This is a genomic window from Paenibacillus sp. 11B (assembly GCF_030487755.1).
In the GTDB taxonomy this organism is placed as follows: domain Bacteria; phylum Bacillota; class Bacilli; order Paenibacillales; family Paenibacillaceae; genus Paenibacillus; species Paenibacillus vandeheii.
In genome coordinates this window covers 808,627-831,773 of the sequence record NZ_JAUKNS010000002.1, presented here as the reverse complement: position 1 = coordinate 831,773, position 23,147 = coordinate 808,627, and the positions used below count along the sequence as shown (strand labels likewise).

28 protein-coding genes and 3 pseudogenes are annotated in these 23,147 nt (G+C 36.8%); 30 read left to right on the top strand and 1 reads right to left on the bottom strand.

Going from position 1 to position 23,147, the window contains the following annotated elements:
• The first annotated feature begins 114 nt into the window (after positions 1-114).
• From Q0V21_RS12120 to Q0V21_RS12005, 24 genes and pseudogenes are all read left to right on the top strand, one after another.
• Positions 115-630: a phosphotransferase-like protein gene (locus Q0V21_RS12120; RefSeq protein WP_285079413.1), complete on the top strand. Its 516-nt coding sequence runs from the start codon at positions 115-117 to the stop codon at positions 628-630.
• A gap of 59 nt (positions 631-689) precedes the next feature.
• On the top strand, positions 690-1,310 hold the full coding sequence (locus tag Q0V21_RS12115; protein ID WP_301879112.1) for a zinc dependent phospholipase C family protein: 621 nt from the start codon (positions 690-692) through the stop codon (positions 1,308-1,310).
• Between the two features lie 300 nt (positions 1,311-1,610).
• A complete protein-coding gene (locus tag Q0V21_RS12110) occupies positions 1,611-2,252 on the top strand; it encodes a hypothetical protein (RefSeq protein WP_301879110.1) in 642 nt (213 codons plus the stop codon).
• A 162-nt stretch (positions 2,253-2,414) separates the two neighbouring features.
• Positions 2,415-2,900 carry a hypothetical protein gene (locus tag Q0V21_RS12105; protein ID WP_301879108.1) on the top strand — a complete coding sequence of 162 codons (486 nt, stop codon included), beginning with the start codon at positions 2,415-2,417 and terminating at the stop codon, positions 2,898-2,900.
• 70 nt (positions 2,901-2,970) lie between these two features.
• Complete coding sequence (locus Q0V21_RS12100) at positions 2,971-3,852, top strand: GNAT family N-acetyltransferase (RefSeq protein WP_301879106.1); 882 nt, start codon at positions 2,971-2,973, stop codon at positions 3,850-3,852.
• Positions 3,853-3,931: 79 nt separating this feature from the next.
• Positions 3,932-4,711: a phosphotransferase family protein gene (locus Q0V21_RS12095; protein WP_301879104.1), complete on the top strand. Its 780-nt coding sequence runs from the start codon at positions 3,932-3,934 to the stop codon at positions 4,709-4,711.
• Between the two features lie 154 nt (positions 4,712-4,865).
• Entirely contained in the window at positions 4,866-5,393 is a 528-nt protein-coding gene (locus Q0V21_RS12090) for a hypothetical protein (RefSeq protein ID WP_079344090.1), read from the top strand.
• A gap of 427 nt (positions 5,394-5,820) precedes the next feature.
• Positions 5,821-6,660 (top strand): aminoglycoside phosphotransferase family protein, encoded by an 840-nt coding sequence (locus tag Q0V21_RS12085; RefSeq protein WP_301879103.1) that lies wholly within the window; start codon positions 5,821-5,823, stop codon positions 6,658-6,660.
• Between the two features lie 160 nt (positions 6,661-6,820).
• Positions 6,821-7,348 (top strand): AAA family ATPase, encoded by a 528-nt coding sequence (locus tag Q0V21_RS12080; RefSeq protein ID WP_301879102.1) that lies wholly within the window; start codon positions 6,821-6,823, stop codon positions 7,346-7,348.
• Between the two features lie 288 nt (positions 7,349-7,636).
• A complete protein-coding gene (locus Q0V21_RS12075; protein WP_301879101.1) occupies positions 7,637-8,161 on the top strand; it encodes a GNAT family N-acetyltransferase in 525 nt (174 codons plus the stop codon).
• A 161-nt stretch (positions 8,162-8,322) separates the two neighbouring features.
• A pseudogene (locus Q0V21_RS12070) lies at positions 8,323-8,870 on the top strand (GNAT family N-acetyltransferase).
• A 25-nt stretch (positions 8,871-8,895) separates the two neighbouring features.
• Positions 8,896-9,402: a GNAT family N-acetyltransferase gene (locus Q0V21_RS12065; RefSeq protein WP_301879100.1), complete on the top strand. Its 507-nt coding sequence runs from the start codon at positions 8,896-8,898 to the stop codon at positions 9,400-9,402.
• 33 nt (positions 9,403-9,435) lie between these two features.
• Positions 9,436-9,858: an NUDIX hydrolase gene (locus Q0V21_RS12060; RefSeq protein ID WP_301247827.1), complete on the top strand. Its 423-nt coding sequence runs from the start codon at positions 9,436-9,438 to the stop codon at positions 9,856-9,858.
• Between the two features lie 177 nt (positions 9,859-10,035).
• Positions 10,036-10,533 (top strand): hypothetical protein, encoded by a 498-nt coding sequence (locus Q0V21_RS12055; RefSeq protein WP_301879099.1) that lies wholly within the window; start codon positions 10,036-10,038, stop codon positions 10,531-10,533.
• Between the two features lie 149 nt (positions 10,534-10,682).
• On the top strand, positions 10,683-11,105 hold the full coding sequence (locus Q0V21_RS12050; protein WP_301879098.1) for a DUF1801 domain-containing protein: 423 nt from the start codon (positions 10,683-10,685) through the stop codon (positions 11,103-11,105).
• Positions 11,106-11,138: 33 nt separating this feature from the next.
• The gene (locus Q0V21_RS12045) at positions 11,139-11,570 is read left to right on the top strand and encodes a GNAT family N-acetyltransferase (protein ID WP_301879097.1); all 432 of its coding nucleotides are present in this window, start codon (positions 11,139-11,141) and stop codon (positions 11,568-11,570) included.
• A gap of 80 nt (positions 11,571-11,650) precedes the next feature.
• Positions 11,651-12,051, top strand: a pseudogene (locus Q0V21_RS12040) (NUDIX hydrolase).
• A 165-nt stretch (positions 12,052-12,216) separates the two neighbouring features.
• Positions 12,217-12,778 (top strand): annotated as a pseudogene (locus Q0V21_RS12035) (GNAT family N-acetyltransferase).
• A 30-nt stretch (positions 12,779-12,808) separates the two neighbouring features.
• A complete protein-coding gene (locus Q0V21_RS12030; protein WP_301879096.1) occupies positions 12,809-13,693 on the top strand; it encodes a hypothetical protein in 885 nt (294 codons plus the stop codon).
• 46 nt (positions 13,694-13,739) lie between these two features.
• Positions 13,740-14,546 (top strand): GNAT family N-acetyltransferase, encoded by an 807-nt coding sequence (locus Q0V21_RS12025; RefSeq protein WP_301879094.1) that lies wholly within the window; start codon positions 13,740-13,742, stop codon positions 14,544-14,546.
• Positions 14,547-14,610: 64 nt separating this feature from the next.
• Positions 14,611-14,889: a hypothetical protein gene (locus Q0V21_RS12020; protein WP_301879093.1), complete on the top strand. Its 279-nt coding sequence runs from the start codon at positions 14,611-14,613 to the stop codon at positions 14,887-14,889.
• Between the two features lie 12 nt (positions 14,890-14,901).
• A complete protein-coding gene (locus tag Q0V21_RS12015; protein WP_301879091.1) occupies positions 14,902-15,699 on the top strand; it encodes an aminoglycoside phosphotransferase family protein in 798 nt (265 codons plus the stop codon).
• 17 nt (positions 15,700-15,716) lie between these two features.
• Complete coding sequence (locus Q0V21_RS12010; protein ID WP_443145888.1) at positions 15,717-16,190, top strand: GNAT family N-acetyltransferase; 474 nt, start codon at positions 15,717-15,719, stop codon at positions 16,188-16,190.
• A 21-nt stretch (positions 16,191-16,211) separates the two neighbouring features.
• The gene (locus tag Q0V21_RS12005) at positions 16,212-16,580 is read left to right on the top strand and encodes an NIPSNAP family protein (RefSeq protein WP_301879088.1); all 369 of its coding nucleotides are present in this window, start codon (positions 16,212-16,214) and stop codon (positions 16,578-16,580) included.
• Positions 16,581-16,865: 285 nt separating this feature from the next.
• On the opposite strand, the gene Q0V21_RS12000 is transcribed toward Q0V21_RS12005, so the two are convergent.
• Positions 16,866-17,213, bottom strand: a complete 348-nt coding sequence (locus Q0V21_RS12000; RefSeq protein WP_301879087.1) for a hypothetical protein — start codon at positions 17,211-17,213, stop codon at positions 16,866-16,868.
• 32 nt (positions 17,214-17,245) lie between these two features.
• Here Q0V21_RS12000 and Q0V21_RS11995 point away from each other — a divergent pair, with 32 nt between their 5' ends.
• The 6 genes from Q0V21_RS11995 (at position 17,246) to Q0V21_RS11970 (ending at position 23,024) form a co-directional block, all read left to right on the top strand.
• On the top strand, positions 17,246-17,848 hold the full coding sequence (locus tag Q0V21_RS11995) for a DUF6933 domain-containing protein (protein ID WP_301879085.1): 603 nt from the start codon (positions 17,246-17,248) through the stop codon (positions 17,846-17,848).
• Between the two features lie 169 nt (positions 17,849-18,017).
• A complete protein-coding gene (locus Q0V21_RS11990) occupies positions 18,018-18,557 on the top strand; it encodes a GNAT family N-acetyltransferase (RefSeq protein WP_079344119.1) in 540 nt (179 codons plus the stop codon).
• 414 nt (positions 18,558-18,971) lie between these two features.
• Complete coding sequence (locus Q0V21_RS11985) at positions 18,972-20,036, top strand: polysaccharide deacetylase family protein (protein WP_301879084.1); 1,065 nt, start codon at positions 18,972-18,974, stop codon at positions 20,034-20,036.
• Between the two features lie 248 nt (positions 20,037-20,284).
• Positions 20,285-20,845 (top strand): GNAT family N-acetyltransferase, encoded by a 561-nt coding sequence (locus Q0V21_RS11980; protein ID WP_301879083.1) that lies wholly within the window; start codon positions 20,285-20,287, stop codon positions 20,843-20,845.
• A 106-nt stretch (positions 20,846-20,951) separates the two neighbouring features.
• Positions 20,952-22,010 (top strand): alpha/beta hydrolase family protein, encoded by a 1,059-nt coding sequence (locus Q0V21_RS11975; RefSeq protein ID WP_301879082.1) that lies wholly within the window; start codon positions 20,952-20,954, stop codon positions 22,008-22,010.
• 75 nt (positions 22,011-22,085) lie between these two features.
• Positions 22,086-23,024, top strand: a complete 939-nt coding sequence (locus Q0V21_RS11970; RefSeq protein WP_301879080.1) for a GNAT family N-acetyltransferase — start codon at positions 22,086-22,088, stop codon at positions 23,022-23,024.
• The last annotated feature ends 123 nt before the right edge of the window (positions 23,025-23,147 follow it).

Sequence of the window (23,147 nt, the reverse complement as noted above, 5' to 3'; positions counted from 1 at the left end):
AGATCTATTCTTTTCGAACGAAGTTATTATCTTTTACAAAATTGGTCTAGGTATTTAGTAATTCGAAGAAGTCGTAGACACACAAACATAACCCATGCAAAGGAAGATGAGCATATGGATAAAGGGAAAATTATATTTCTGAATGGCGTAACCAGTTCAGGTAAAACTTCAATCGTAGAAGCGATGCAAAATTACTCTGATCCCTTTTTTTATGTTGTGGCCAATGATCTTTTTGAAAATACGATTGGTGATAAACATTTGCAAACAGACTACTGGAAGTATTTAAGTGAAGCCATCATTATAATGTATCATACAGCAAAATTATTTTCGGATCATGGAAAGAATGTTTTAATCGATGGGATACTTGTTGAAAGACCGGAATTAAAGCCGCATTATGGTAAAGTCCAAGATATATTTGCTGGATATCCTTTGGATATCATTGAGGTGTACTGCCCGTTAGATCTTTGTCGTAAGCGAAATATAGAACGTGGTGACAGAAGAGAAGATCAATCCGATGAGCAAAATAAAATAATGTCGCCACACATCCGTTATAGCTATTCAGTCGATACGAGTTTGAATACGGCGGAAGAATGTGCAGAAATGATTATCACATCAGTATTCAAAAAATAATGATTGGACAGTTCAAGAAAGCAAAACACTTCAAACTTTCATTGAAGGGAGGAAGAAGTATGGGTTCAAGAATAATGCATCTGATTGTGGCGGATAAAATTGCAGATTCCTTATCAATAGTAGATAAGGCGCCTTTTTTACTTGGAAATATTGCACCGGATGCTGTCACAACAAAAGATTCATCACATTTTTTTGCTGGTGATATTCAGGATTATTCAAGAAACGTAGATTATAAAGGATTTTTACATAAGTATCGATCACAGGCAGAAGACCTTTATGTTCTGGGTTATTTCACACATTTAATTGCAGATGATATATGGTTGAAAGGTTTTAATTTACCTTGGTTAAGGAACAGAATGGAAGCTAATGAGGGACTATATAAACAGTATCATAACGATTTTAGATTATTGAATGGGAAGTTGCTTGAACATTATGGATATGAAGAGGAATTAAGAAACAAGCTCTATCACATTCCAACAATACCGGATTTAGAGGAAGTTAAATCTTCAGATGTCGAAAAATTTGTGCCATATATATTTGACGATTTGAATTATGACAAAGAAATTATGATTGAAACCCTTAATGTTTTTACTTTTGAGCAGATCATTGGATACTTAGAGACATCAGTCGATATGGGAATATTGAATATGAAGTATATAAAGATAAAGTACAATTTGTAAGTAAGTATATGAAGTCTGAGGTATCCCATAACAATTCATCCACGTATCTCACCGCATGCTAGCTGCTCGGTTTAGATATGAGAGAAAGTCAACCCGCAGTGTCATGTGGCTTGAAGTTGTAACTTTAATGAGTAATCTAAATGGACAGATTAGTGGAAAATGAAGGAGTAAACTATTACTCGGCGAATACTATTTAGGTATAAATAAGAAAAGGAGGATTTTATTATGTTGTTTTACTGTTATAAGAAACCGATAAAAATCCGTAATCTCCCTCAATATTAAAAATTGAGGAGGGTAAAAATGGAAATAAATAACAATTATTTAAAAGAACAATTAAAGCATGTGTATTGGTTAAATGGTGGTTGTTGCGCGGGGAAGACAACGATGACAAAGAAATTTGTTGCAGAGTTAGGATTTCAAACATTGGGCGATGATGTCTTGAAGTATAGACCATTCACTACTCAAACTGAATATCCTGCACTTCAATATCCCCATCCCGGTTTAAACTGGGAGGAGTGGTTTAATAGGCCTACTGATGTGTATTTTCGATGGCTTTGTGAAATCGTTGAAGAGATGATGGAATTTTTCGTTATTGATATATTGAAGATGCCAACGGATAAACCAATCATTATCGATATAGGGATAATGCCTGAACGCATCCTACCCTTTATTCCTAAAGAAAGAATGATGTGTCTTTATACATCTGATGAAGAAATAGAAAGGCTATATTACTTTAGAGAAGACCATAAGATGATTTTGGACGTTATTAACCTTACATCAAATCCAGCGGAAACGATTAAACATGGCAACAAAGCTATGGTGAAATTCTCCCATGAGATTAGAAATGCTTGCGTTAATAACTATATCAGAACACTTGAAAGAACACCTACTTTGGGGATTGAAGAACAATTTAGATTAGTTCGTGAGCATTTTGGAATATGATATGAGCATCCTTTGTTAATTTTATATGTAATACGGAACAGGCTACCGATATAAGGTAGCTTGTTTAAATAAGAGGACATGAGTAAACACATTCTACTTCGTCGGACATCGTGAATATAGGAACGTTATGTGAATCTCGGAGATATATACAAGGAGCGGAAAATGAAAAAATGTATAGTGTTGATACTTTTCATATCAGCCTTATTAATGGGGTGTAACAAAAATGAGCTAATATATAACGCCCCAACCAATGAACAAATCACTGATTATGTATCTAGTCATAGTTTAGATTTACAAGATAGTGTATGGATTAAGGACTCAGCAGTCATTTTGCTCGAGAACTCATTAATTACCCTTTATACAGATCAACATGGGAAAATATATGACCAAAAATTATCGTGGGGAATGAATTACTCCAATCCTGTGATTGTCGGTAATGGCGACCCGTATGTAGCGGTTCTGATTAATAACAAGATGTTAAGCTCAGGAGCTGATCGTATTTTAATTAGTTATTCTGATGGAAAGTCCTATTCAAGAGGGATTACGGGAAAGAAGGGTTATGTGATTCCTAATACTGGAGTTAATGAAGTAGAGAATTTAATAATATTTGATAAGGAGGGTAAAGAACTTTACAAGAAGCGTGAGTAACTAGGAAGAGGGTTTTTAAGGCGCAATAGTATTTTTGACTTGAAAAATAATTTATTTTTGGGGGATTAAAATGAAGGTTGTTTTTAGAAATTTCGATGAATCTTATTATGAACAAGTTTGTGATTTTTTGATTGAATTATCAAAAGATGACCGTAGGCATATAAATTGGAACTGGGCAAGGTGGGAGTGGATGTTTCATCATCCTGAATTCAATCGAGACTTAATGGATAAGATTGGCTTGTGGTATTGTAATGACGAGTTAGTAGGTATAGCAACCTATGACCACTATTTTGGTGAAGCATTTTTTGCTACTAAACAAGGGTTTGAAGAATTAGAACAAGATATATTAGAATATACAACTACAACTTTCAGTAATGAAAATGGCCTGGGGATTGCAGTGAATGACAAAGATACTCACACTCTAGATTTATTGCGCAGTAAGAAGTTTGTGGAGAATGATCTGACTGAATACATACTTAAACTTACACTAGAGAATGTTAGTCTTGATTATGTAATTCCTGAAGACATAATAGTAAAAAATATGGATGTTAAAAATGATTTATTTAAGTATCAGAAATTACTTTGGAAGGGCTTTAACCACGAAGGTCCTATGCCTGTTGATGAAGTCAGCATTGGTAGGAAAAAAAGAATGTTGTCAGCAAGAAATATGAATTCATTCCTACATATTGTTGCCGAAAATGAAGATGGGGAATACGTTGCTTATTGTGGCTTATGGTACAGTCAAAAAACGGATTATGTTTATGTAGAACCTGTATGTACAATTCCAGAGTATCGGCAGAAGGGACTTGGAAAAGCAGTGGTATTAGAAGCCTTGAAAAGAGGTCGCTCCTTAGGTGCTGAAAAGGCATATGTTATTTCGGATAGTTCTTTTTACAAGTCATTAGGCTTTCAACAGCATTCTCATTATATTTTCTATTGGCATAACATTTGATACTTTCTAAAGCCTTTCGGGTTCGTGAATGTAGGGAACGCTATCTAAAAGGGAATGTAGTGGAAGAAAGGATGAAAGCATGAACATTCAGGACCTCCCAATTGAGATAGTAGAAAAGATAGGAAAAGTCCAGAAAATTACTTTTCCCAAACAAGGTCATACTTCTATTGTAGCTATTCTGGATACGCTCGAAAAAAAGTACATAATCAAAAAGACAGAAAACGATCTCTATAATGAATGGTTATTAGAAGAATACAAGGTGCTTCAATATCTTTACCATACGGGACTACCAGTTCCGAGAGCATATTCGTATCATGTTGAGGATCAATCGAGATGGCTTTTAATGGATTATATTGATGGAATAAGTTTAAGGGAATTTCTATCTAAAGAGCCAAATCTCAAAGATAAAGAAACAGCTATTTTTAACTTTGGACTTTGTTTGAAGAAAATACATGAATGTTCCTGCCCTACTGAATTATTGGAAAATGATCATCCTTGGTTAGATACAATGCTTAATAAAGCAGAATATAATCTTAATCACTTTGCTATAGACGGATCAGAAGAATTACTTAAACGGTTGAAAGCAGTAAGACCCAAACCAATAGATAACACTTTAATTCATGGCGATTTTACAATTGATAATGTATTAATTAAAGAATGCAACATAGTTGGAGTTATTGACTGGTCAGGAGCGGCGTACGGGGATCCAAGATATGATGTAGCATTGGCTATTAGACCCAAATGTAATACTTTTGATAATGAAAGAGATAAAGAAATATTTTATAACGGATACGGCAAGTTACGAATAACGGATGAAGAATTTGACTATTTTGAAGACGGAATATATAGCTTCTTTTAGTATCACTTCGGAGCGTGCTTCATCAGATAACACTATATTCAGGCAGATACTTCTATACCACTAACCGCATTGAGGCTAGGAAACCACCCCTTTAGTCGGCGGAGGGTTCATGAATACAGAATCGTTATAAGCTACACATATTAGGAGGTCAACTATGTTAGATCATAAAGAAATCTTACCGATTATTAGAAGGTTTGAAGAGAATGAATTAACTTATTCACTTGGTGGAAGTGGATTGTTATATTATTTTAATTTATCAAATACAGTGAATGATTGGGATCTCATAGTTGATTGTCCAAAAGATATGCTACTTAAAGTTATAGATGGATATGATTGGATAGAACAGGATAGTGGTGACTACCCTTTTGCAAGTGAATACAGGATACATATTCCTTCATTAAGAATAGATATCATTGGAGGATTTGCTTTTTATGCTGAAGGAGAAGTAGTTTGTTTACCTACATCTCATATTCGAAATAGAGAATGGGATGGAATAAAGGTATCCAATCCTGAGATCTGGTATGTGGCGTATTATTTAATGGGAAGAGAAGCGAAATCGAATTTGATCTTAGGTCACTTACAAAGACATAAAGAAATTGTAGATCAACATGTAATAAGAGATTTATTAATGAAGAATGGTTTAAATTATGAAATTAAAGAAGAACTAAATAAACTAATTTAATGATGGTCCCTACACCTAAAGCATTAATATTTAATGTGTTCTTACAGTAGTGTTGTCTACAAGGATTGATTACAAAAAGCCATTAATTAACAAATGAACAGCAAACAAAATTTATACCAGATGAGGTGAACAGAATGAACAAGCATATGGTCTATGAAACAAACAGCTCCTATTGGAATAATCTATAGATTGAAAGCTAATGAATGGAGAACGAAATAGTGATTTTAAAGTCAGCAGGTGACATCATCTAAAATTAAATTCTTACGATAGGGTTTATAGGCCTTGTCGTTCAATCAACAATCAGGGAAGTGACTCTGTTGACATGCGAGCCGACCTAAGATAGTAGCTATCTAAGGTCGGCTCGCGTAGCGAATATGGGAACGTTATTTGAAAGACCATAAGTGTAAAGAAAGATGGTGCGAATCAGATGTCTCACGAAATCTTATTTCGTAAATTTGAAAATATTAAATTGATTGAACTTTCAGGAGGATATACCAACAGTACATTTTTACTTGAAGGTACAAACCCGCCTGTTATTGCAAAGATCTCAACTAATAACAGTATTGATGCTAGAGTAGAAATTAATTGTCTAACTCTCTTGAACGAGGCAAGAATCTCGCCTAGAATACACGATTATTTTGAAGATAACGGATTTTTGTACATTATTTTGGACTATTTACAGGGAGTGAATAGCCAAAAATATCTGGATGATAATGATGATGTCAAAGCTCAAGAAATTTTTAAGCTACTTGGAAAGCATCTAGCACAAGATGTTCATTCAATACAGCTTAGAGAGTTCAACTCCAATATACCGATATTAAACCTCATAAATGTTGATATAGATTCTATTGATTTCATACCAAGTGTCATAAAAGAAAAAGTTAAAGTTTTACTTAACATTGATATTGAAGAAGAGGAAACATTAATACATGGTGATTATGGACCTCATAATGCAATTAGCTTAGATGACACATTGTATATTATTGATTGGGAATGGGCCGGATGGGGGCATCCTCTTCAGGATATCGCATGGGTAATATGGTTTGTACATCTGCATTATCCAATGTTTGCGAAGGATCTTTCATGGATTTTTATAAGTGAGTATAGCTCATATTCAAATGTACAAATTAATGAAGAATTATTGAAAGCGTTCTCGATTTCTCGGATTCTAAATATTATGAATCGAATAAAAAATGCGAATATGGATGTAAAGAACGAATGGGTTAGAAGATTAGAATGGACACTTCAAACAAATTTTCTTAAGTGATTGAGGAGGGGATTATTCAGATTACAATGTATACAAAGCTGCTTCTCTTCATGGTTTTCATGAAGATGAAAGAGAGAAGTTGAATTAGCTCTCAACGACGAACATTAGACGAAAGCGCAAAAGGCTATTATATTGCAGTAAATTCAAAGGAGGCTACAACATGACAAGATCCGTTTACGTCATTTCTGGCCCTGCCGGTGTCGGGAAATCTACTACATCAAAGAAACTTGTTGAACATCTGGATCGCAGTTCATATATATCTGGTGATGATATTAGTCATCTACCTGTAAACGGGAGGGGAAAGCCGTGGATCTGTCAAGAAACTCATAAGCTAACGTGGATAAATATTATAAGTTTAGTGAAGAACCTAATTGAATTTAATTACGATGTTGTTATAGATTATGTGACGTTTCCAACGGAGGCTAACTGTTTAGCTAGTGAGCTGGAGAGTATAAATGTAAGGATTATTTATGTAGTATTTATGGTCGATGATGAAACAATTATTAGAAGAGATCAGTTAAGAGATCCAACGATACAAATGGGAGAACGAAGCGTAATCCTTTTGAATGAATTTAAAGAAGCCCTAAAAGACGAAAGACATATATTAAATACCCAAGAATATTCTGTTGACCAGATAGATGAAGTGATTGAAGAGATATTAAACAACAATAGATTTTTAATAAGCTAATTTGAAGAAGTGGTGACATCGTATAACGTATAATCAAGCTGCGGCTCCTGGGAATACCATTCAGCAAGATGGGTCTGGAAGAGGCATTTCATGCTAGTCTCACGAGAGCAGACTATACCTTCGAACTTCATTTTTCCACATTGAATTTGAATGGTTTATTGCGAGCAGAACTAAAAGATAATGATAAATTTTTACTGTATAAGAATATATGTTCTGGTATAATTGAACTGAGAATAGTAAATCTCTTCCTCTAAATTTGGTTTCAAATAAAAAAGTGAGGTGAGTGAGATGGAACAAAGGAATGCGCCAGAGGTAAGAATTGAACTGTGGGACGAAGAAGATTTAGATTTGCTTCGCCAATTAAATTCTCATGAGATGACACTACACTTCGGAGGGCCAGAGACTGAGGAGAAAATCCTAGCTCGCCATAAGCGCTATTATGAAATCGCCCAAAGTGGAACAGGGAAAATGTTTAAGATCCTTTTGCTTCCGCATTTTGAAGTCGTGGGTAGTGTAGGGTATTGGGATCAGACGTGGAAAGAAGAATCTATTTTCGAGATAGGTTGGAGTGTTTTATCTGAATATCAAGGTAGAGGAATAGCGACTGAAGCAACAGCAAAGGCCATAGCTTCTATTCGTTCTGAAAAGAAGAAACATAATTTTATTCACGCTTTTCCTAAAACTAAAAATCCAGCTTCGAATGCCATTTGTCGCAAGCTGGGCTTTTCGTATATTGGCGAGTGTGATTTTGAATACCCTATTGGGACTACCATACGATGTAATGACTGGAGATTGGCAGTCGAGGGGAATTAAGATCAAGAGCATGGAGGGAAATTTAAATCGGCTGCATGTCTTTCTCCATATTTCAGGGCAGATGAGAGACCATCTGCTTTTTTTTGCTTGATTTACTTCATATATGTAATAATATGGATTAGAACTGAGTGAGAATACTTAAACCATTAAGGAGAACTAAAATGTCGCAGTTTCCCGAATTAGAAACAAAAAGACTTGTATTAAGAGAACTACACAGAATGATTCCAGTGATATATTTGAATGTTTTTCATTGGATGAAGTTACGAAGTTTTATGATCTTGAGAGTTTTACAACCATTAAACAAGCAGAAGAATTAATTCAAAGATGGAATGAAAGATTTGAAGCAGGTCAAGCCATTCGTTGGGGAATCACTTTGCAGTCTGAAAACAAAGTAATTGGAACATGTGGCTTTCATGGATGGATGAAAAATCATTATAAAGCTGTCAGTGGATATGAACTAACACCAGAATATTGGCATCAAGGTTTTATGACCGAGGTGGTTGAAAAGGTCATTGAATATGGATTTAATACGCTTGGCTTAAACCGAATTGAAGCATTTGTAGAACCAGAGAATGTGGGATCAAGAAAGGTACTTGAGAAAATCGGCTTTAGAGAAGAAGGGATATTAAAGGAAAATTATTATTGGAAGAATCGATTTGTTGATAATACCATTTATGCATTTCTTAAGAAAGACTATAAAGTTCGTTAATTAATAATGAAAGAAGGATAACCAGATGATTACAATTAGATTTGTTTCAAATGAGGATATCCCACACATTCAATCCATAGCTCAAGAAACATGGAATTATACTTATAAAGGCATATACTCCGAAGGCTACATACAAAATTTTCTAAGTAGAGCATATTCAGATGAGAATTTAAGTCGATCTGTCGAGAGAGATCTTCAAAGTGCCAAACGGAGTTTTTTAATAGCAGAATTTAATGGCAAAGTCGTTGGATATGCTCAAACAAGACAAGTGAAAGAAGAAGAATATGAATTACTAAGAATTTATATACGACCTGAATATCACAAAATGGGAATAGGTAAAGAGTTTATTCAGAGATTCACTCAAGTTTTAAAGCCAATAAATAAAATGTTTGCCTGGGTAGGGAAAGAGAATCATATAGGAAGGGCATTTTATGAGAAAAGTGGATTTGAAGAAATAGAAGAAATGATCGAAACCATAGAAGGGCACAGTAAAACGCAAGTTAAATATGAATTGGAAATCTCGAAGGTATAGATATGCACTCATATTAAGAAAGGAGAGAGGACAATGAAACGAGTCAACGTAACATACACTCTAATTACAGATGAATCAAAATCGAAAGTCTTAATGGTCAAAAATGTAGGACGTTCAAGCTGGTCTTTACCAGGAGGAGCAGTAGAACCAGATGAATCATTAGAGCAAGCTGCTATCCGAGAAGCCAAAGAAGAGACAGGTTTTGATGTTAAGGTCTATGGCATCGTAGCTATAAATGAATGTAAATTTGAACATTTAAATGAACATGCAATTTTTATAGTCTTCAGGGCTGAAATTACTGGAGGTACTGAACAAATTGTAAGACCTGATGAAATCTCCGAGATTGCTTGGAAGGATATAGAGGAAGCAGATCAATTAATGCCATTTTATAAAGGTGGTATAAGGAACTTAATTAGCGGTAATGAGATCACTTACTTCAATGAAGGAACCAAGTGATATGTGATACATAAAGTGAATTGATGAAAACCTTACACACTGTGGCGTTCGCCCCCTGGTTTGACAAGTACTTTTCTAAGACTAGAAGAACTAACTGAATACGACCAGCTCCTTAAGATAAGAGAGCTAAGAGCATCTAAGGGTGAGAGGCGTTATGAGGAGTTCATAAAAAGTTATATGAGACGGGGGAATAATATCATTAAAATACTGAAAACGCTCATTATCACAGTAGTACTTCTTCTTGTAGCTTATTTCTTTTATCAATATCTCAATCAAGAAAATGAACAGCTGAATAAAGAGATTTCTATCGATCACATTAAAAGTACCCAAATGACAAAAGCAGTCTACTCGCACAAAACGCCTAACATTACATTTGTGGATATTAAATTGACAGATGAACAAATTAACCAAATTGTTGGCTGGATCAATTCTGTGCCTGAATCCTCAATTATCGAACTTCATCAAACGCCTTCAAACATCAGTGCTGGAATAGCATTTCGACTTCATTCAAGAAGAGATATTACAATCCAATATGATCTTGAGCAAATATATATTACAAGAACAGATATAAAAAATAAACAAGTGAAGTATTCCATTGTGCAGGATGATTTAAAATCATTTTTTAATGAACAACTCAAGGGATTTTATTATGGTAAGGATAAATTAAACGAATAAGCCCAAGAGAGGACTATCTATATCTATGAATCCACCAAAGCATATCGTTTCAGCGGTAGCGATTGTAATGAATGAGAAATTGGATATTATTTTAGATGTAAGGCAAGTGGAGAATTGTTAACCTGATATATGAAGGAGCGATTTTATCAATGTACAAACTTAAAACAAAAGAAACGGACAACAGTGTCATTGAATTTATTGAAAGTGTTGAGAATACCAAAAAACGTGAAGATGCGTATCAACTATTAGATATTTTTACTGAAACAACAGGTTATAAAGCAAAGATGTGGGGACCGAGTATTATTGGATTCGGCGCTTATCATTATAAATATGAATCTGGTCACGAAGGAGATGCACCATTGGTGGGTTTTTCTCCCCGAAAAGCAAAAATCAGTTTGTATTTTGCGACAGGTGATACAAAGCGAGAGGATTTATTAAAGGACTTTGGAAAACATACGACAGGAAAAGCATGTGTATACATCAATAAAGTTGCAGATATCCATATAGATGTATTACAAGCGTTGATCAACCAATCCATCAGGTTTTTGAAAGAAACCTATCCGGATCACTAATTGCCGTTGACAGATATTATTGGAGGTTATGTGATGACGGAAGAGAAAATGGATATTCGCTGGGCGAACGCAAATGATGCAGAGGACCTTCTAAAGCTCAATGATGCTTTTAATGGAGTGGGTACATCCGTAGAAGAAGTAAAAGATAGCTTTGCTTTATCTGATGAGCTGATTGCTCTAGCTGTTATTAACGATCAGGCAGTTGGATTTGCTTGTGCTCAATATTTTAAATCTTTTTGTTATCGTGGTTTCCAGGGAGAAATCACAGAAATGTATATTACCGAAGTTGCCCGGAGAAGAGGGCTGGCTACTTTGTTGATTGCTTTTATAGAGGAAGAACTCAGAGCACGAGGTGTGACCAGTGTGAAGATTCTGACAGGTCAAAGAAATGAGATGGCTATAAAGACATACGAAAAATCAAACTATGCCAGAACGGAAGAAGTATTACTTCAAAAGAAGTTATAAATCACAAAATTGGATGACTCCAGAGGGGAATTAAATGTGGATTACGGCTATGAACTAAAACTAAAGAAGGGGGATTTTGAATGAAATTTATCGTATCTGCAAGTGTAATTGTCCTTAATGAGAACAATGAAATCTTACTTATGAAGGGCGGAGAGGCTGGGAAATGCCTCAAGGCTGTGTAGAAGAAGGCGAGACCATCACACGAGCAGCCGTTCGAGAGGTGAAGGAAGAGACTGGTATCGATATTGAACTTATTAAGTTTTGTGGTCTATATCAGAACACTACCCGGGGAGTATGTAACAATATATTCACTGGAAAACCGATTGGAGGAACTCTAACTACAAGTAGTGAAAGTGATGAGGTTGGTTTCTTTACATTGGAACAAGCCAATGAAATGATAACATGGGGGAATTTTAAGGAGAGAATTCACAAAGCATTGGATGAAAGCACTCATCCCATTTTAGTTGAGTTTTCTGAATAACCTAGGGGTGAAGGTATCTTGGATAACATCATCGTGGTTGTGGTTGTATGACTATTTACCACTGACTATTATAAATGATTTTGGAAAATATAACGTAATAGAGACGATAGGAATGATAGATTGATTTATAGTATGGTCCATTTTAATCAAATAAGGTGGGATAGCATGATATACGATGATATCAATATAACGATGACTACAGAGAGGTTACTATTAAGATTATTTACGGAAGCAGATGCTGAAACCGTTACCAGACTATGTAATGACTACAACATATATAAGAGCACACTCACATTACCCTACCCATATACATTAGATTGTGCTATGTCATGGATAGAACATCATCAAGAAAACTTTGATGCGGATAAGTTATACGAATTTGCTATTTGTGATAGGGAAACAGGCGCTTTATATGGGGCAATCGCATTATCTAATCACCAACGTTACGATAATGGTGAGTTATCCTATTGGGTCGGTCAACCCTTTTGGGGAAATGGATATGCAACAGAAGCAGCCAAGGCGATCTTGGACTTCGCTTTTGATGTGAAAAAATACCATAAGGTATATGGTATATGCGCGACATTTTGCTTCGAACCCGGCATCCGGACAAGTAATACAGAAAATTGGCATGAAGAAAGAAGGGGTACTGATGGATCATGTCAAGAAAGACGACCGTTATGAGGATCTGATTTACTACGGAATAGTGAGAGATAAAATGAAAGAATAAATTTCAAATCCAACACGGAGGAATACATATTTGAATATTAAGCCGGACAAAAAAGTTTTACGGTCTTGGGTCGATTGCTATGTACCGGAAAAAGATTTATTTTTCCTATCGAAAGAGCATCTTGATTATGAATTTGACTTTACTGATGTACTATTCATGCCAAAAGATGAGTTCTATAACCACAGCACATATAGGCAAGTGAATTATGTAAATGGATATGAGTACTGGAATATAAAGAACGTTGATTATGTAATCATTGCTGAAAAAGAATGGATAGAAACTATCCCTGAAGATAAGAAACGATCTCTGTTAAATGCACAAGTGCAAAGTAAAAGGGGACTTGTTTTCCCCGTTGCATTTGTACATGATCTGGCGGAAATACCTGCAAGCTATTTAATTGATGGACACGTGATCCTCCAACGCTTTATGTGGGAAAATCTGGACATATCATGTAAAGAACAGATACTTACGACAATGGTTTACGAATGGTGGGATAAAGGGGAATGTGTGAAGCCACCTGAGTGGCTACCTGATTTTCTAAAACCATATGCCAATTCGTTTGCTAGTTCCCAAGGTGCAAATTGCCTCGCAGCAGTTTTGTTTGCAATCTCCAACGGAAAACAGGAATGGTTTATCTATGAATGGGTACATCAAAAAACGTTTCTTGAGAAATTAGAACAGTATCATTACGAGGAGCTAATAACAGAGGATCTGGTTCAAGGGGACGTTGTCATATGGACAGATAAGAATGGGATTATTCAACATGCAGCGTACCATCTGGGAGAACAACTATATTTCAATAAAGATGGGCAAACGATGTTTAATCCATGGAAGATACTCTCTAAAGAGCAGCTATATAAGGAGTGGGAGCATCTAACCATTGTAAAGTATAGGCAATGCAAAGAAGTTTTTTGATGGAAATTAAAATAGAGTTCCCATAATTTTATTTGGAGGTAAAGATATGAATCCACTGATTCCATCCTTAGATTTAATTAAAGAAATTGAAAACTCGGAAATCGATTATATGACAGATCGCATGCTTGCTATACAAGGTCGGGACAACAATCCGGAAGGAATTGAGATTCAACAATTTGGAAATGCCATCTGTTTCTACAGTAAGACCATGCCTTGGCCCACTTTTAATACGGTGAAGGGCTTAACAAATAATGATGTGGAACACATGGATGCTATCATTGATTTTTATAGACAGCGAGATCGAAAGGTTCAGTTCGAGGTCATTCCATCTATGGTGGATCAGAACTTTTTGAAACGCTTAACCGACTTAGGTCTGTATGCATCGGGATTTCATTCATCCCTGATCATCAAACCTGAAGACAAAAGGAATCAATCAGATCATATCCGAATTCAAGAACTTGAAGAGAATCAATTCGAGCTATATGCGACCATCCATTGCCGGGGGACCGGTATGTCGGATGACGGTATCCCTTATGTCGCGCAGAATAATAAGGTTCTTTATCATCGTCCAGGATGGAAGTTTTACATCGCATATGTCAATGAGATCCCCGCAGCGGTAAGTGTTCTGTTTATTAAAAATCAAAAGGCGTCCTTAACCTTTGCAGCAACATTACCTGAGTTTAGAAATCAGGGTGTACATCAGCAGCTTTTGAATAGAAGAATAACGGAAGCCATGAATAAGGAATGTAACCTAGTGGTGGGGCAATGTTCCTTTTTATCACAAAGCCATCGAAATATGGAGCATGTTGGAATGAAGTTGGGATACATCCGAACCGCGTGGTCTGAAAGATAAACCAGTTGACGAGGCTTGGCAATAAAAATGGATCATAATTATAAACGGAAATAGGAGGCAGCTCATGAACAATACAAATAAAATCCTGGGCGCGGTTCTTATGGTTAGCAGCGTTTTTATTTCAACCCTAGATAGAATTTCGGATAGAATATCCATAGCGATAGTAGAAGCTGGCTATGCTTCAGGTGGGAAAGCGCGTGAGTTAATACCAGCGAGTGATAATGGTTTTACGGGTATACTCGTATATTTCTTATTCTTCGTCGGATTTGTACTATTGGTTGCTGGTTTCCCGGGGAGTTCCAGAAAGGATAAAACCAATAGATATACCCAAAACAGACCATAGGAGGAGTTCATTTTGCGGGAACACGAGGAGATTCTGAACGGAGGCAATGTGAACAAGGTTGTAAAAGTTGGGAGCACCGTTCGGCGTGACGCAATACCGAATCCGTATGTATATGAATTGCTTTTGCATCTTGAAAAGGTGGGCTATGCGCATTCCCCTAGATATTTGGGAGCAGATGAGCAGGGTAGAGAGATTCTTTCTTACCTGGATGGTGTAGTGCTGGGAAATGATTATCCTGAGATTGAAAGTTATATGTGGTCTGATGAAACCTTAGAAGAAGTAGCCAAGCTATTAAAAAGCTATCATGATGCTACAGTGGGATTTATCACAAGTACCGAGTCATCCAATTCCTGTCCAAGGATATCTTCAGAGGAAGAAGTAGTCTGCCATAACGATTTTGCTTTGTATAACGTTGTGTTTAAAGATCGACTTCCTGTAGGAATCATTGATTTTGACATGGCAGGGCCTGGTCCGCGTATATGGGATATCGTTTACAGCCTTTATACCTCTGTTCCGCTAGCAGGCTTTTCACCGGGTAAAGATGAAAGGGAAGTCGTTCCATATCACAAACAGGATCATGCATCTGAGCGGAAAAGACGTATAGCGTTATTTTTTGATGCTTATGGTATGGATGGGCCGACAGATCTGAAGGAATGGGTGGTTTCTCGAATTCATTTCATGTGTACTACATTATCTGATCGGGCTGCGTCTGGGGAGACTGCTTTTATCAAAATGATCGAAGAGGGTCATTTGGCTCATTATGAAAATGAAGTAAGATTCCTTGAGAAGCATTTCGGTGACTGGAGTTAATCCAACAAAAAAACGGAATGAGTGATTTTATTGTGATCAGATTAATACCTACGACAAGAGAGAACTGGAAAGATGCATTAAACTTACAAGTTCAAGCTAATCAAAATCATTATGTTCCATCAGTAGCCGTGTCTCTAGCGAAAGTGCACATTCGTCCAGATGGGGATGAATACAAGTATCTGCCATTTTGTATATATAATACGGAGGATAGCTTAGTGGGTTTTGTCATGATCACATTAGATGAAACAACAACTTGGTCCTATTGGTTGAATGGTTTTATGATCGATGCAAGTTATCAAGGTAAGGAATATGGAAAAGCAACGATAGATTCGGTAATTAGATATATCAGAGAGAATTATGTCCATAGCAAGTGTTTGAATTTAACGGTATGTTCAGATAATGAAGTTGCAAGAAAGCTTTATGAAAAAATGGGATTTGCTGAGACCGGAGATGTATATGATGATGAAATTGTATATAGGTTCGTTTTTTAATTTATCGAGAGAGGTGCAGTGATGATATATCGGAGGAAGACATATGTTGTAGCTTCTTCATTCGTAGAAGAGTTTAATGCTTTATTTAATGATATTCTATTACCTACACAACTGAAGTACGGTGCGAGATTGATTGGAAGATGGCATACGATTATTGATGATGAAACCAGTGAGATTTTTGCGATGTGGGAATATGATACGTTGGAACAGTATGAAGAGATAGAGAAGAATATCAAGTCTGACAACGAACATGTAATTCGGGTACAAGAACGTTTTGATCAGATTGGAAGAAATAGATATAAGGAAGTATTTCGAAAAGATATTAAGCAAGAGTTCTTCGAATCGACCGTTGACCGAGTGAAGACAATCTTAAAGACCTCGTATAACTAATCGTAATAAATCAACTCCTTCTGAGCCCCGCCTGAGTAAAACCGTATGGAAAACATCTCGGCATGATGATAGGTTTTCTTGCGACAAGGATTGGGGATTCCTACACTGGAAAAAGGTTTCAACCAACGATATCCAACACTTGATAACCGATGTTCCATATTTAACTTAAAGGCAGCAATAATATGATGCATCAAGTCTTCAAGTGTGGCATCGTGTTATGTCTTTGACCCGTGAACGCCTCCCTTTCATTTGCATTTAGCAGATGAAAGCACTTGTAACTGACTTCTATTTCTGCTTAACCAGAACAACACCAATAATGATGACCGCAAGACCAACCCACGTTTTCCATGAAGGGATCTCCTTCATAAACCAGTATCCCATCCATATGGAGATGAGCACTTCCATGCATTTGGCAATAATCAGGACATAGCCCAGTTGGCTGGCGGCTTTCATACCAAACTTGATGCCATATCCGACACTCAGATTAGCTGCGAAGAATAAAGGCAGCATCCAAAGATGGAATTTAAACGTAGACCAGAATTGAGGGTCGATATGCTTGCTCTGATATGAAAAAATAATATTGATACAGGCTAAGCCAGTAAACATAAGCACTAAGCTGATAAGGTACAGCATCACATCACTCCCTGGGATAAGTGGTATAATTAATGTTTCCTCTGGCCAAAAATTTTATCCCGACGCATGAAATGTTGTTATCAATAATGATGAGAAAAGTTAAAATGAAAGGAACAAGATTCATGATAATTTTTAAAGCAACGAAAGACACATTAAAGGATTTGAATGTGAAACCTGAAATAATCGAGCATCCTGCAGATGCTTTCTTTAGTTGGCATGTCAATTTTTTTAAGCTATATGGCAAAAAACATTATGTGTTTATGAATGATTTTTCTAGATTGAGTTTAACGGTAACCGGAATTCGAACGAATCAAGCCAATAAACTAAAAGAGGTCTTTTTAAATCATTTGCAAGATTATTTTGCTGTTGAACAAATTCCTGAAGCGTTAGCCAATTCATATATAAAAGAATGTAGTGAAGAGGTAATTACAAAAACGGATAACAGGAGTGTTATAGGCACGATGAATGAAATGATGCTGATTTTGAATACGATTCAGCATGAAAACGATGATTTGAGAGACGAGGCCATGAGACATCAATGGAATAATAGAATAATCTACAAACCAATTGATTATAAGTATCCCATCGAGGTATTTGTTAAGGAACTGGAAAACAGATTCAAAAATGAAAATTAACAGCACTCTTCATTGGAGCGTCACGTGACGTCCAGCCAAAATGATGTGGAAAACATTTCTATGATGAATTTTACATAAAAGCAATATAGAATTCATTAAATTCCACAAGTCCTTTTATATACTTAGTTTGTTTGACTCAGCGAACTAAAAGGACTAGGTGGTCGTTTAAATGTTAAAAAAACGAGACTTGCACGAATGCCACTCACTGTATGATTTAATGCTGGACCCCGCAGTTTTTCCTTATGTTCGTCATAAGTGCCGATCTTATGAAGAATATTTATTCGTAACCAAGCAGGTGGTTGTTGAAGAAGAGCAAAACATATGTATTTCAAGAACGATCCTTAATGAGCTGGGCCATCCCATCGGCACCATTGATCTATATCAAATCGATAATAAGACGGGTTTTCTTGCCACATGGATTGGAGCTCCTTATTTTGGAAAAGGCTACAACCAACGAGCAAAGGAAGCCTTCTTTGCGGAATTGTTTCTGCAACATGAAATTGAAACGGTATTTCTGAAAATTCGCAAACAAAACATCCGATCCAACAAAGCAGTGGGAAAATTACCGTATGTCAAATTAGCAAATGATATATACCCGGAGATATATGAATCGATAAATTATGCCGAGCAGATCTATGATTTATATTATGTGGAGCGAGCAGGCTTTCTAACAGGCAGTGAAGAAATGCAGCATGTGGTAGCAACATAAGCCTTTTATTTAAGATATGGCTTGACTTGAAATGAAGCGAGGGTTCTTATAGAAGCACATGCCCCTTGGTTTACCAAAGAGAAGCTGGAGAAGAAGTTTGCAGTCCAAGGAGCCTTTTCCACAAGTTCATAGGGGCCAAGGGGAATAATAGCGACAAGATGAAAAAATAGAATAATTTGGTTTAAATTGAATTTACTTTAAATATACATATCGTTTATACTGTATCCATCTGGAAGAAACTGCTTACATACACGAAACGAGGCATACAATATCAAATTATGAAAGCGCTTTTTTCAGAGTTGGTAATCGTATGAAAGAGAGGAGGTCAACTTCCTAGAGTGTAGTAGAGAGGTTAAACGGTTGGGAGTGAAGCGAACAACGATATTGTTATTAAGTTTAAAGGAGGAATTTATAATGTTCAAAGCCAAACTGGTAAAGGCAGCAATGTCTGTTGCACTCTTTAGCACGTTGTTCTCCATACCGGTGATGCCTACCGTCAGCGCCGCCGATGCCAACTGTCCAAACGGTTATGTAGGCCTGACGTTTGATGATGGCCCCAGCGGCAACACAACAAACGTGCTCAATGCGTTAAAGCAGGCAGGTCTGCGGGCTACGATGTTTAATGTAGGGCAAAGCGCCCAAAATAATCAATCTCTGGTCAGCGCACAGGTGGCAGCGGGTATGTGGATCGGCAACCACTCCTATACGCATCCTGATATGACGACATTGAGCAGCTCCCAGATGTCGTCGGAAATCACCCGGACACAGCAGACCATCCAGTCGATAACCGGAAGTTCACCGAAGTTGTTCCGTCCGCCTTACGGTGCGACCAATGCTACTCTAAAATCTGTCCTCAGCCAAAATGGCCTAACCGAAGTGTTGTGGAACGTGGATTCTCAGGACTGGAATGGCGCCTCCACTGCCCAGATCGTAGCTGCCGTGAATAGAATGCAAAACGGTGACGTCATTCTGATGCATGACCAGTATCAAACGACATTGCAAGCGATTCCGCAGATAGCACAAAACCTGAAGAGCCGTGGCCTTTGCTCCGGTATGATCTCTTCGAGCACTGGTCGGGCTGTTGCGCCTGACGATGGTACAACCAATCCTCCAAGTACCGGGACGAAAGTGGAAGCCGAGAATATGACCAAAGGCGGCCAGTATACTGGTAATATTAGCTCGCCTTTTAACGGAGTTGTTCTTTATGCCAATAATGATTTGGTCAAATACACACAGTATTTTGCCAGCGGCACTCATAATTTCACACTCCGTGGTGCTTCGAATAATTCCAATATGGCCAGAGTTGATTTGAAGATTGGCGGCCAAACGAAGGGAACCTTTTACTTCGGAGGAAGCAGTCCCGCGGTTTACACCCTTAACAATATCAGCCATGGGACCGGAAACCAGGAGATTCAACTCGTTGTAACCGCCGATGACGGAACATGGGATGTATATATCGACTATTTAGAGATTAACTGAATAATCAGAGTGGTTAAACTAATCTGGAATTTTTGATTTAAGATAGAATATGTATTCAAATGAAATCCTGTCGGGTCCGACCCGACGGGATTTCAAGGTGCTCCTGGCGATGAATTATAGTAGATAGATGGGATATAAAGTAGAAATGCAGGAAAATGGAAAATTAAAGTCGAAAAAAGAGATATAACAGATATGTATAAAACAAGTTGTGTGCTGGTCGCTGAAATATATATTTCTGGGGTGATGTAATGGAGATCAAAAAAATAGAGACTCTATCCAATGAAGATTGGCTTCAACTTGGAAGCTTTGGATATAAATCCACTCAAAAATATGAGCTTACCAAAGAAGAGACGCAAGGCTCCTTTAGTATGCATTTAACGTTAATAAATTTGGATGACATCTACGAAAAAGAAGAATTGAACAGTACAGAAGATTTGGAATGGTATGAAGAAATCATAAAAATGGGATTTTCTTATGGAATATTTATAGAGGGGAAAATCATAGCGCTCGCCATTTCAGAACCACAACATTGGAATAATACGCTGATGATATGGCATTTGCAGGTTAATGAAACATACATAAGAAAAGGATATGGGAGGCTGCTGATCAATAAAGTGAATGAGATTGCTCAAGAACAAGGCTTCAGAGCTATTACGTTAGAAACCCAGAATACGAATGTTCCAGCCATTCATTTTTACATGCAATGTGGTTATCAAATAGAAGGAATTGATGTATCACTATATTCAAATAATCCGAGCGAAAACGAAGAAATAGCTTTGTATATGAGAAAAAAATTAATTAAAGAGTAGCTTGTCTGTATTTTGAAATTTTTGGAAGTAACAGAGCATGTTCAGACAAGCACATATTTCCACCAAACCGTGTTGGTAGTAACAAAAATAAAAAAGGGTGAATGCGATGACGGTTGGCAGAAAGGTTTTTGTTTTAAAGGATGAATCACGTATTGATCCCATAAGTAAGGAAACTAGAGAAGTGCTCATTAGCATATACTATCCTTCCGATTCAGTGAAAAATGAGTCGAAGTATAGTTCGTTATTTGAACCTAATACTTCTCTAGCTGTTGATATGCTCTGTAGTATGGGTGTTGATAGAGATTATATTTGTAAGCTGGATACAAAAATACATAATGATGTGAGTGTGGATATTACTGCTAAAAACTGTCCAATTATTGTTATAGCTCCGGCTTTTGGTGTAGTTAGAGATATGTATTCCTTTTGTGTAAAACATTTAGTGGAGTCCGGATTTGCTGTTATTACTGTAGGAGCGACTCATGAATCTATATTCTCCATTTTTCCTGACGGCCGCTTTGTCCAGCAATCCAATGAGATATCCGAAATAGACAGTTTAGATATCCATTCTTGGAAACGACTGTTGAAGCTTAGAACTGAAGATATTCGTTGGGTTTTGAGAAATGTAGATGAAGTCTTGGATTCAGTTAAGGATCTTAGGGCTATAGTCGATGTGAATGAAATGGGCATCATTGGTCATTCTTTGGGTGGGGCTGCTGCTTATGAATTGCTCAAAAGAGACAAGAGAATTAAGGCTAGTATTCTATTAGACCCTAGTTTCCATTTAATAACGGCGAGTAAAGAAGAAGGAATATCTGTTCCGTTATTGGTAGCTCGACAAGAAAAATGCTCGTTTGAAGAACTGGAAAATGAAATTTCACCCGAGCTGTTACCTTTGTTACTGAGTGGGTATGAGTCTCTATTTAACTCAAGAGATCTGAATAGTTCATTTATAAAACTAAACGGTGCTCATCATATGACTTTTAGCGACATCCCAATACATTACAATGAAAATGGGATAGAAGACAAGCATTCCACTATTAATAAGTATATTACTGCTTTCTTTGAAGAGCATTTAAAGAAGAAAGAAAATAAATTTCATGAACTGCTGAAAAATAAGTTTGAAGATGGAATTGATCAAATAAATAGTAAAGGACAAGTTATTTAAGGGGGACTAGAGATATTTAGATAACACACCTTAAAATTTTTGAAGGTAATTAGCATCGATGAGGAGGAATGACGCGTGGAATTAAATAATTGGTCTGAGGAACTTTATTCTTATGATTTATCTAATGAATATTCTATTCAAAAGGCTGATCCCGAAGAATGGGGAGTGTATTGTTCTGTCTATTATAATATGGCCTATACTGGATTTTTTAAAGGAGAAGGCTTCAATGTTTCGCGGAATAACTCTTTTTGGATTTATAAAGGAGATTCAAAAATCGGTGGGGTAAGAATGGCACCCAATACGTTATATCATCTATTCTTTATTTCCCCATTCAATGATTCATTTCAGGTACTGAAGCTTCTTAAAAAAATACTTATAAAATGGTCTGATCCAACTCAACGTATCAAGGTATATGAAATTCTCCCCGATCAAGTACATTTATTTACGAGGGCTGGATTCTGGCCAGATGAGTTCAGATGCCGCTGGATGCAGCGTCCTACAGATCATTTCAATGTGCATTGGGATCCTGATCTTATGATTAAGAGCCCCGAAATTATCGAAAATGAAACGGGGACTAAGCAATACAGTAATGAAGATGAAATCGCTCTGTGTGACTTTGAAAGCTTTGTAGGCGGTTTTGAAGCCTTACGCAGAAAGAAGACATCTCTTGAAGACTTTATTCCGAACGAAGAAGTCCATTTTACTAGTGAGAACCTAACTCAAGCCTCTACCCTGGTATATGATAAGGTTACTGGGCAGCTTGTAGCCAACTGTCGCCTATGTTTACAGGACAATCAAGCAGCAGTTTACAGCATAGGAGTCAACCCCGCTTACAGAGGAAAAGGACTTGCTACACGCATGCTGCAAAGAGCCCTGACTGAACTTAAAGACAAGTATCCAGTTCTACAGTTATATGTCATGGAAGGCAACGATGCTGAATCAGTCTATTTTAATCTTGGATTTGTTCCGGGCGTTCAAGAGATACAAACAATGTATCTACCTGTAAATGAATAGTCACGGTTCCTGTTGCTGTAGGAAAGGATGGATGGTAACTATTGGAGACTATCTTAATGTTGGTAGTGTCTTTGTTTCTTGGTATTTTTGTTGTGAAAATCGGAATGGATAATTCGAAGAGTA

Excerpts from the sequence above, each read along its gene's own strand:
- Q0V21_RS12090 (WP_079344090.1), top strand. The coding sequence starts at position 4,866 with ATGTTAGATCATAAAGAAATCTTACCGATTATTAGAAGGTTTGAAGAG.
- Q0V21_RS12075 (WP_301879101.1), top strand. The coding sequence starts at position 7,637 with ATGGAACAAAGGAATGCGCCAGAGGTAAGAATTGAACTGTGGGACGAA.
- Q0V21_RS12045 (WP_301879097.1), top strand. The coding sequence starts at position 11,139 with ATGACGGAAGAGAAAATGGATATTCGCTGGGCGAACGCAAATGATGCA.
- Q0V21_RS12085 (WP_301879103.1), top strand. The coding sequence starts at position 5,821 with ATGTCTCACGAAATCTTATTTCGTAAATTTGAAAATATTAAATTGATT.
- Q0V21_RS12115 (WP_301879112.1), top strand. The coding sequence starts at position 690 with ATGGGTTCAAGAATAATGCATCTGATTGTGGCGGATAAAATTGCAGAT.
- Q0V21_RS12025 (WP_301879094.1), top strand. The coding sequence starts at position 13,740 with ATGAATCCACTGATTCCATCCTTAGATTTAATTAAAGAAATTGAAAAC.
- Q0V21_RS12095 (WP_301879104.1), top strand. The coding sequence starts at position 3,932 with ATGAACATTCAGGACCTCCCAATTGAGATAGTAGAAAAGATAGGAAAA.
- Q0V21_RS11985 (WP_301879084.1), top strand. The coding sequence starts at position 18,972 with ATGTTCAAAGCCAAACTGGTAAAGGCAGCAATGTCTGTTGCACTCTTT.
- Q0V21_RS12055 (WP_301879099.1), top strand. The coding sequence starts at position 10,036 with ATGAGACGGGGGAATAATATCATTAAAATACTGAAAACGCTCATTATC.
- Q0V21_RS11980 (WP_301879083.1), top strand. The coding sequence starts at position 20,285 with ATGGAGATCAAAAAAATAGAGACTCTATCCAATGAAGATTGGCTTCAA.
- Q0V21_RS12060 (WP_301247827.1), top strand. The coding sequence starts at position 9,436 with ATGAAACGAGTCAACGTAACATACACTCTAATTACAGATGAATCAAAA.
- Q0V21_RS12080 (WP_301879102.1), top strand. The coding sequence starts at position 6,821 with ATGACAAGATCCGTTTACGTCATTTCTGGCCCTGCCGGTGTCGGGAAA.
- Q0V21_RS12005 (WP_301879088.1), top strand. The coding sequence starts at position 16,212 with ATGATATATCGGAGGAAGACATATGTTGTAGCTTCTTCATTCGTAGAA.
- Q0V21_RS12065 (WP_301879100.1), top strand. The coding sequence starts at position 8,896 with ATGATTACAATTAGATTTGTTTCAAATGAGGATATCCCACACATTCAA.
- Q0V21_RS12105 (WP_301879108.1), top strand. The coding sequence starts at position 2,415 with ATGAAAAAATGTATAGTGTTGATACTTTTCATATCAGCCTTATTAATG.
- Q0V21_RS11995 (WP_301879085.1), top strand. The coding sequence starts at position 17,246 with ATGTTTCCTCTGGCCAAAAATTTTATCCCGACGCATGAAATGTTGTTA.
- Q0V21_RS12010 (WP_443145888.1), top strand. The coding sequence starts at position 15,717 with ATGAGTGATTTTATTGTGATCAGATTAATACCTACGACAAGAGAGAAC.
- Q0V21_RS12120 (WP_285079413.1), top strand. The coding sequence starts at position 115 with ATGGATAAAGGGAAAATTATATTTCTGAATGGCGTAACCAGTTCAGGT.
- Q0V21_RS12020 (WP_301879093.1), top strand. The coding sequence starts at position 14,611 with ATGAACAATACAAATAAAATCCTGGGCGCGGTTCTTATGGTTAGCAGC.
- Q0V21_RS12050 (WP_301879098.1), top strand. The coding sequence starts at position 10,683 with ATGTACAAACTTAAAACAAAAGAAACGGACAACAGTGTCATTGAATTT.
- Q0V21_RS12110 (WP_301879110.1), top strand. The coding sequence starts at position 1,611 with ATGGAAATAAATAACAATTATTTAAAAGAACAATTAAAGCATGTGTAT.
- Q0V21_RS11975 (WP_301879082.1), top strand. The coding sequence starts at position 20,952 with ATGACGGTTGGCAGAAAGGTTTTTGTTTTAAAGGATGAATCACGTATT.
- Q0V21_RS12000 (WP_301879087.1), bottom strand. The coding sequence starts at position 17,213 with ATGCTGTACCTTATCAGCTTAGTGCTTATGTTTACTGGCTTAGCCTGT.
- Q0V21_RS12100 (WP_301879106.1), top strand. The coding sequence starts at position 2,971 with ATGAAGGTTGTTTTTAGAAATTTCGATGAATCTTATTATGAACAAGTT.
- Q0V21_RS11990 (WP_079344119.1), top strand. The coding sequence starts at position 18,018 with ATGTTAAAAAAACGAGACTTGCACGAATGCCACTCACTGTATGATTTA.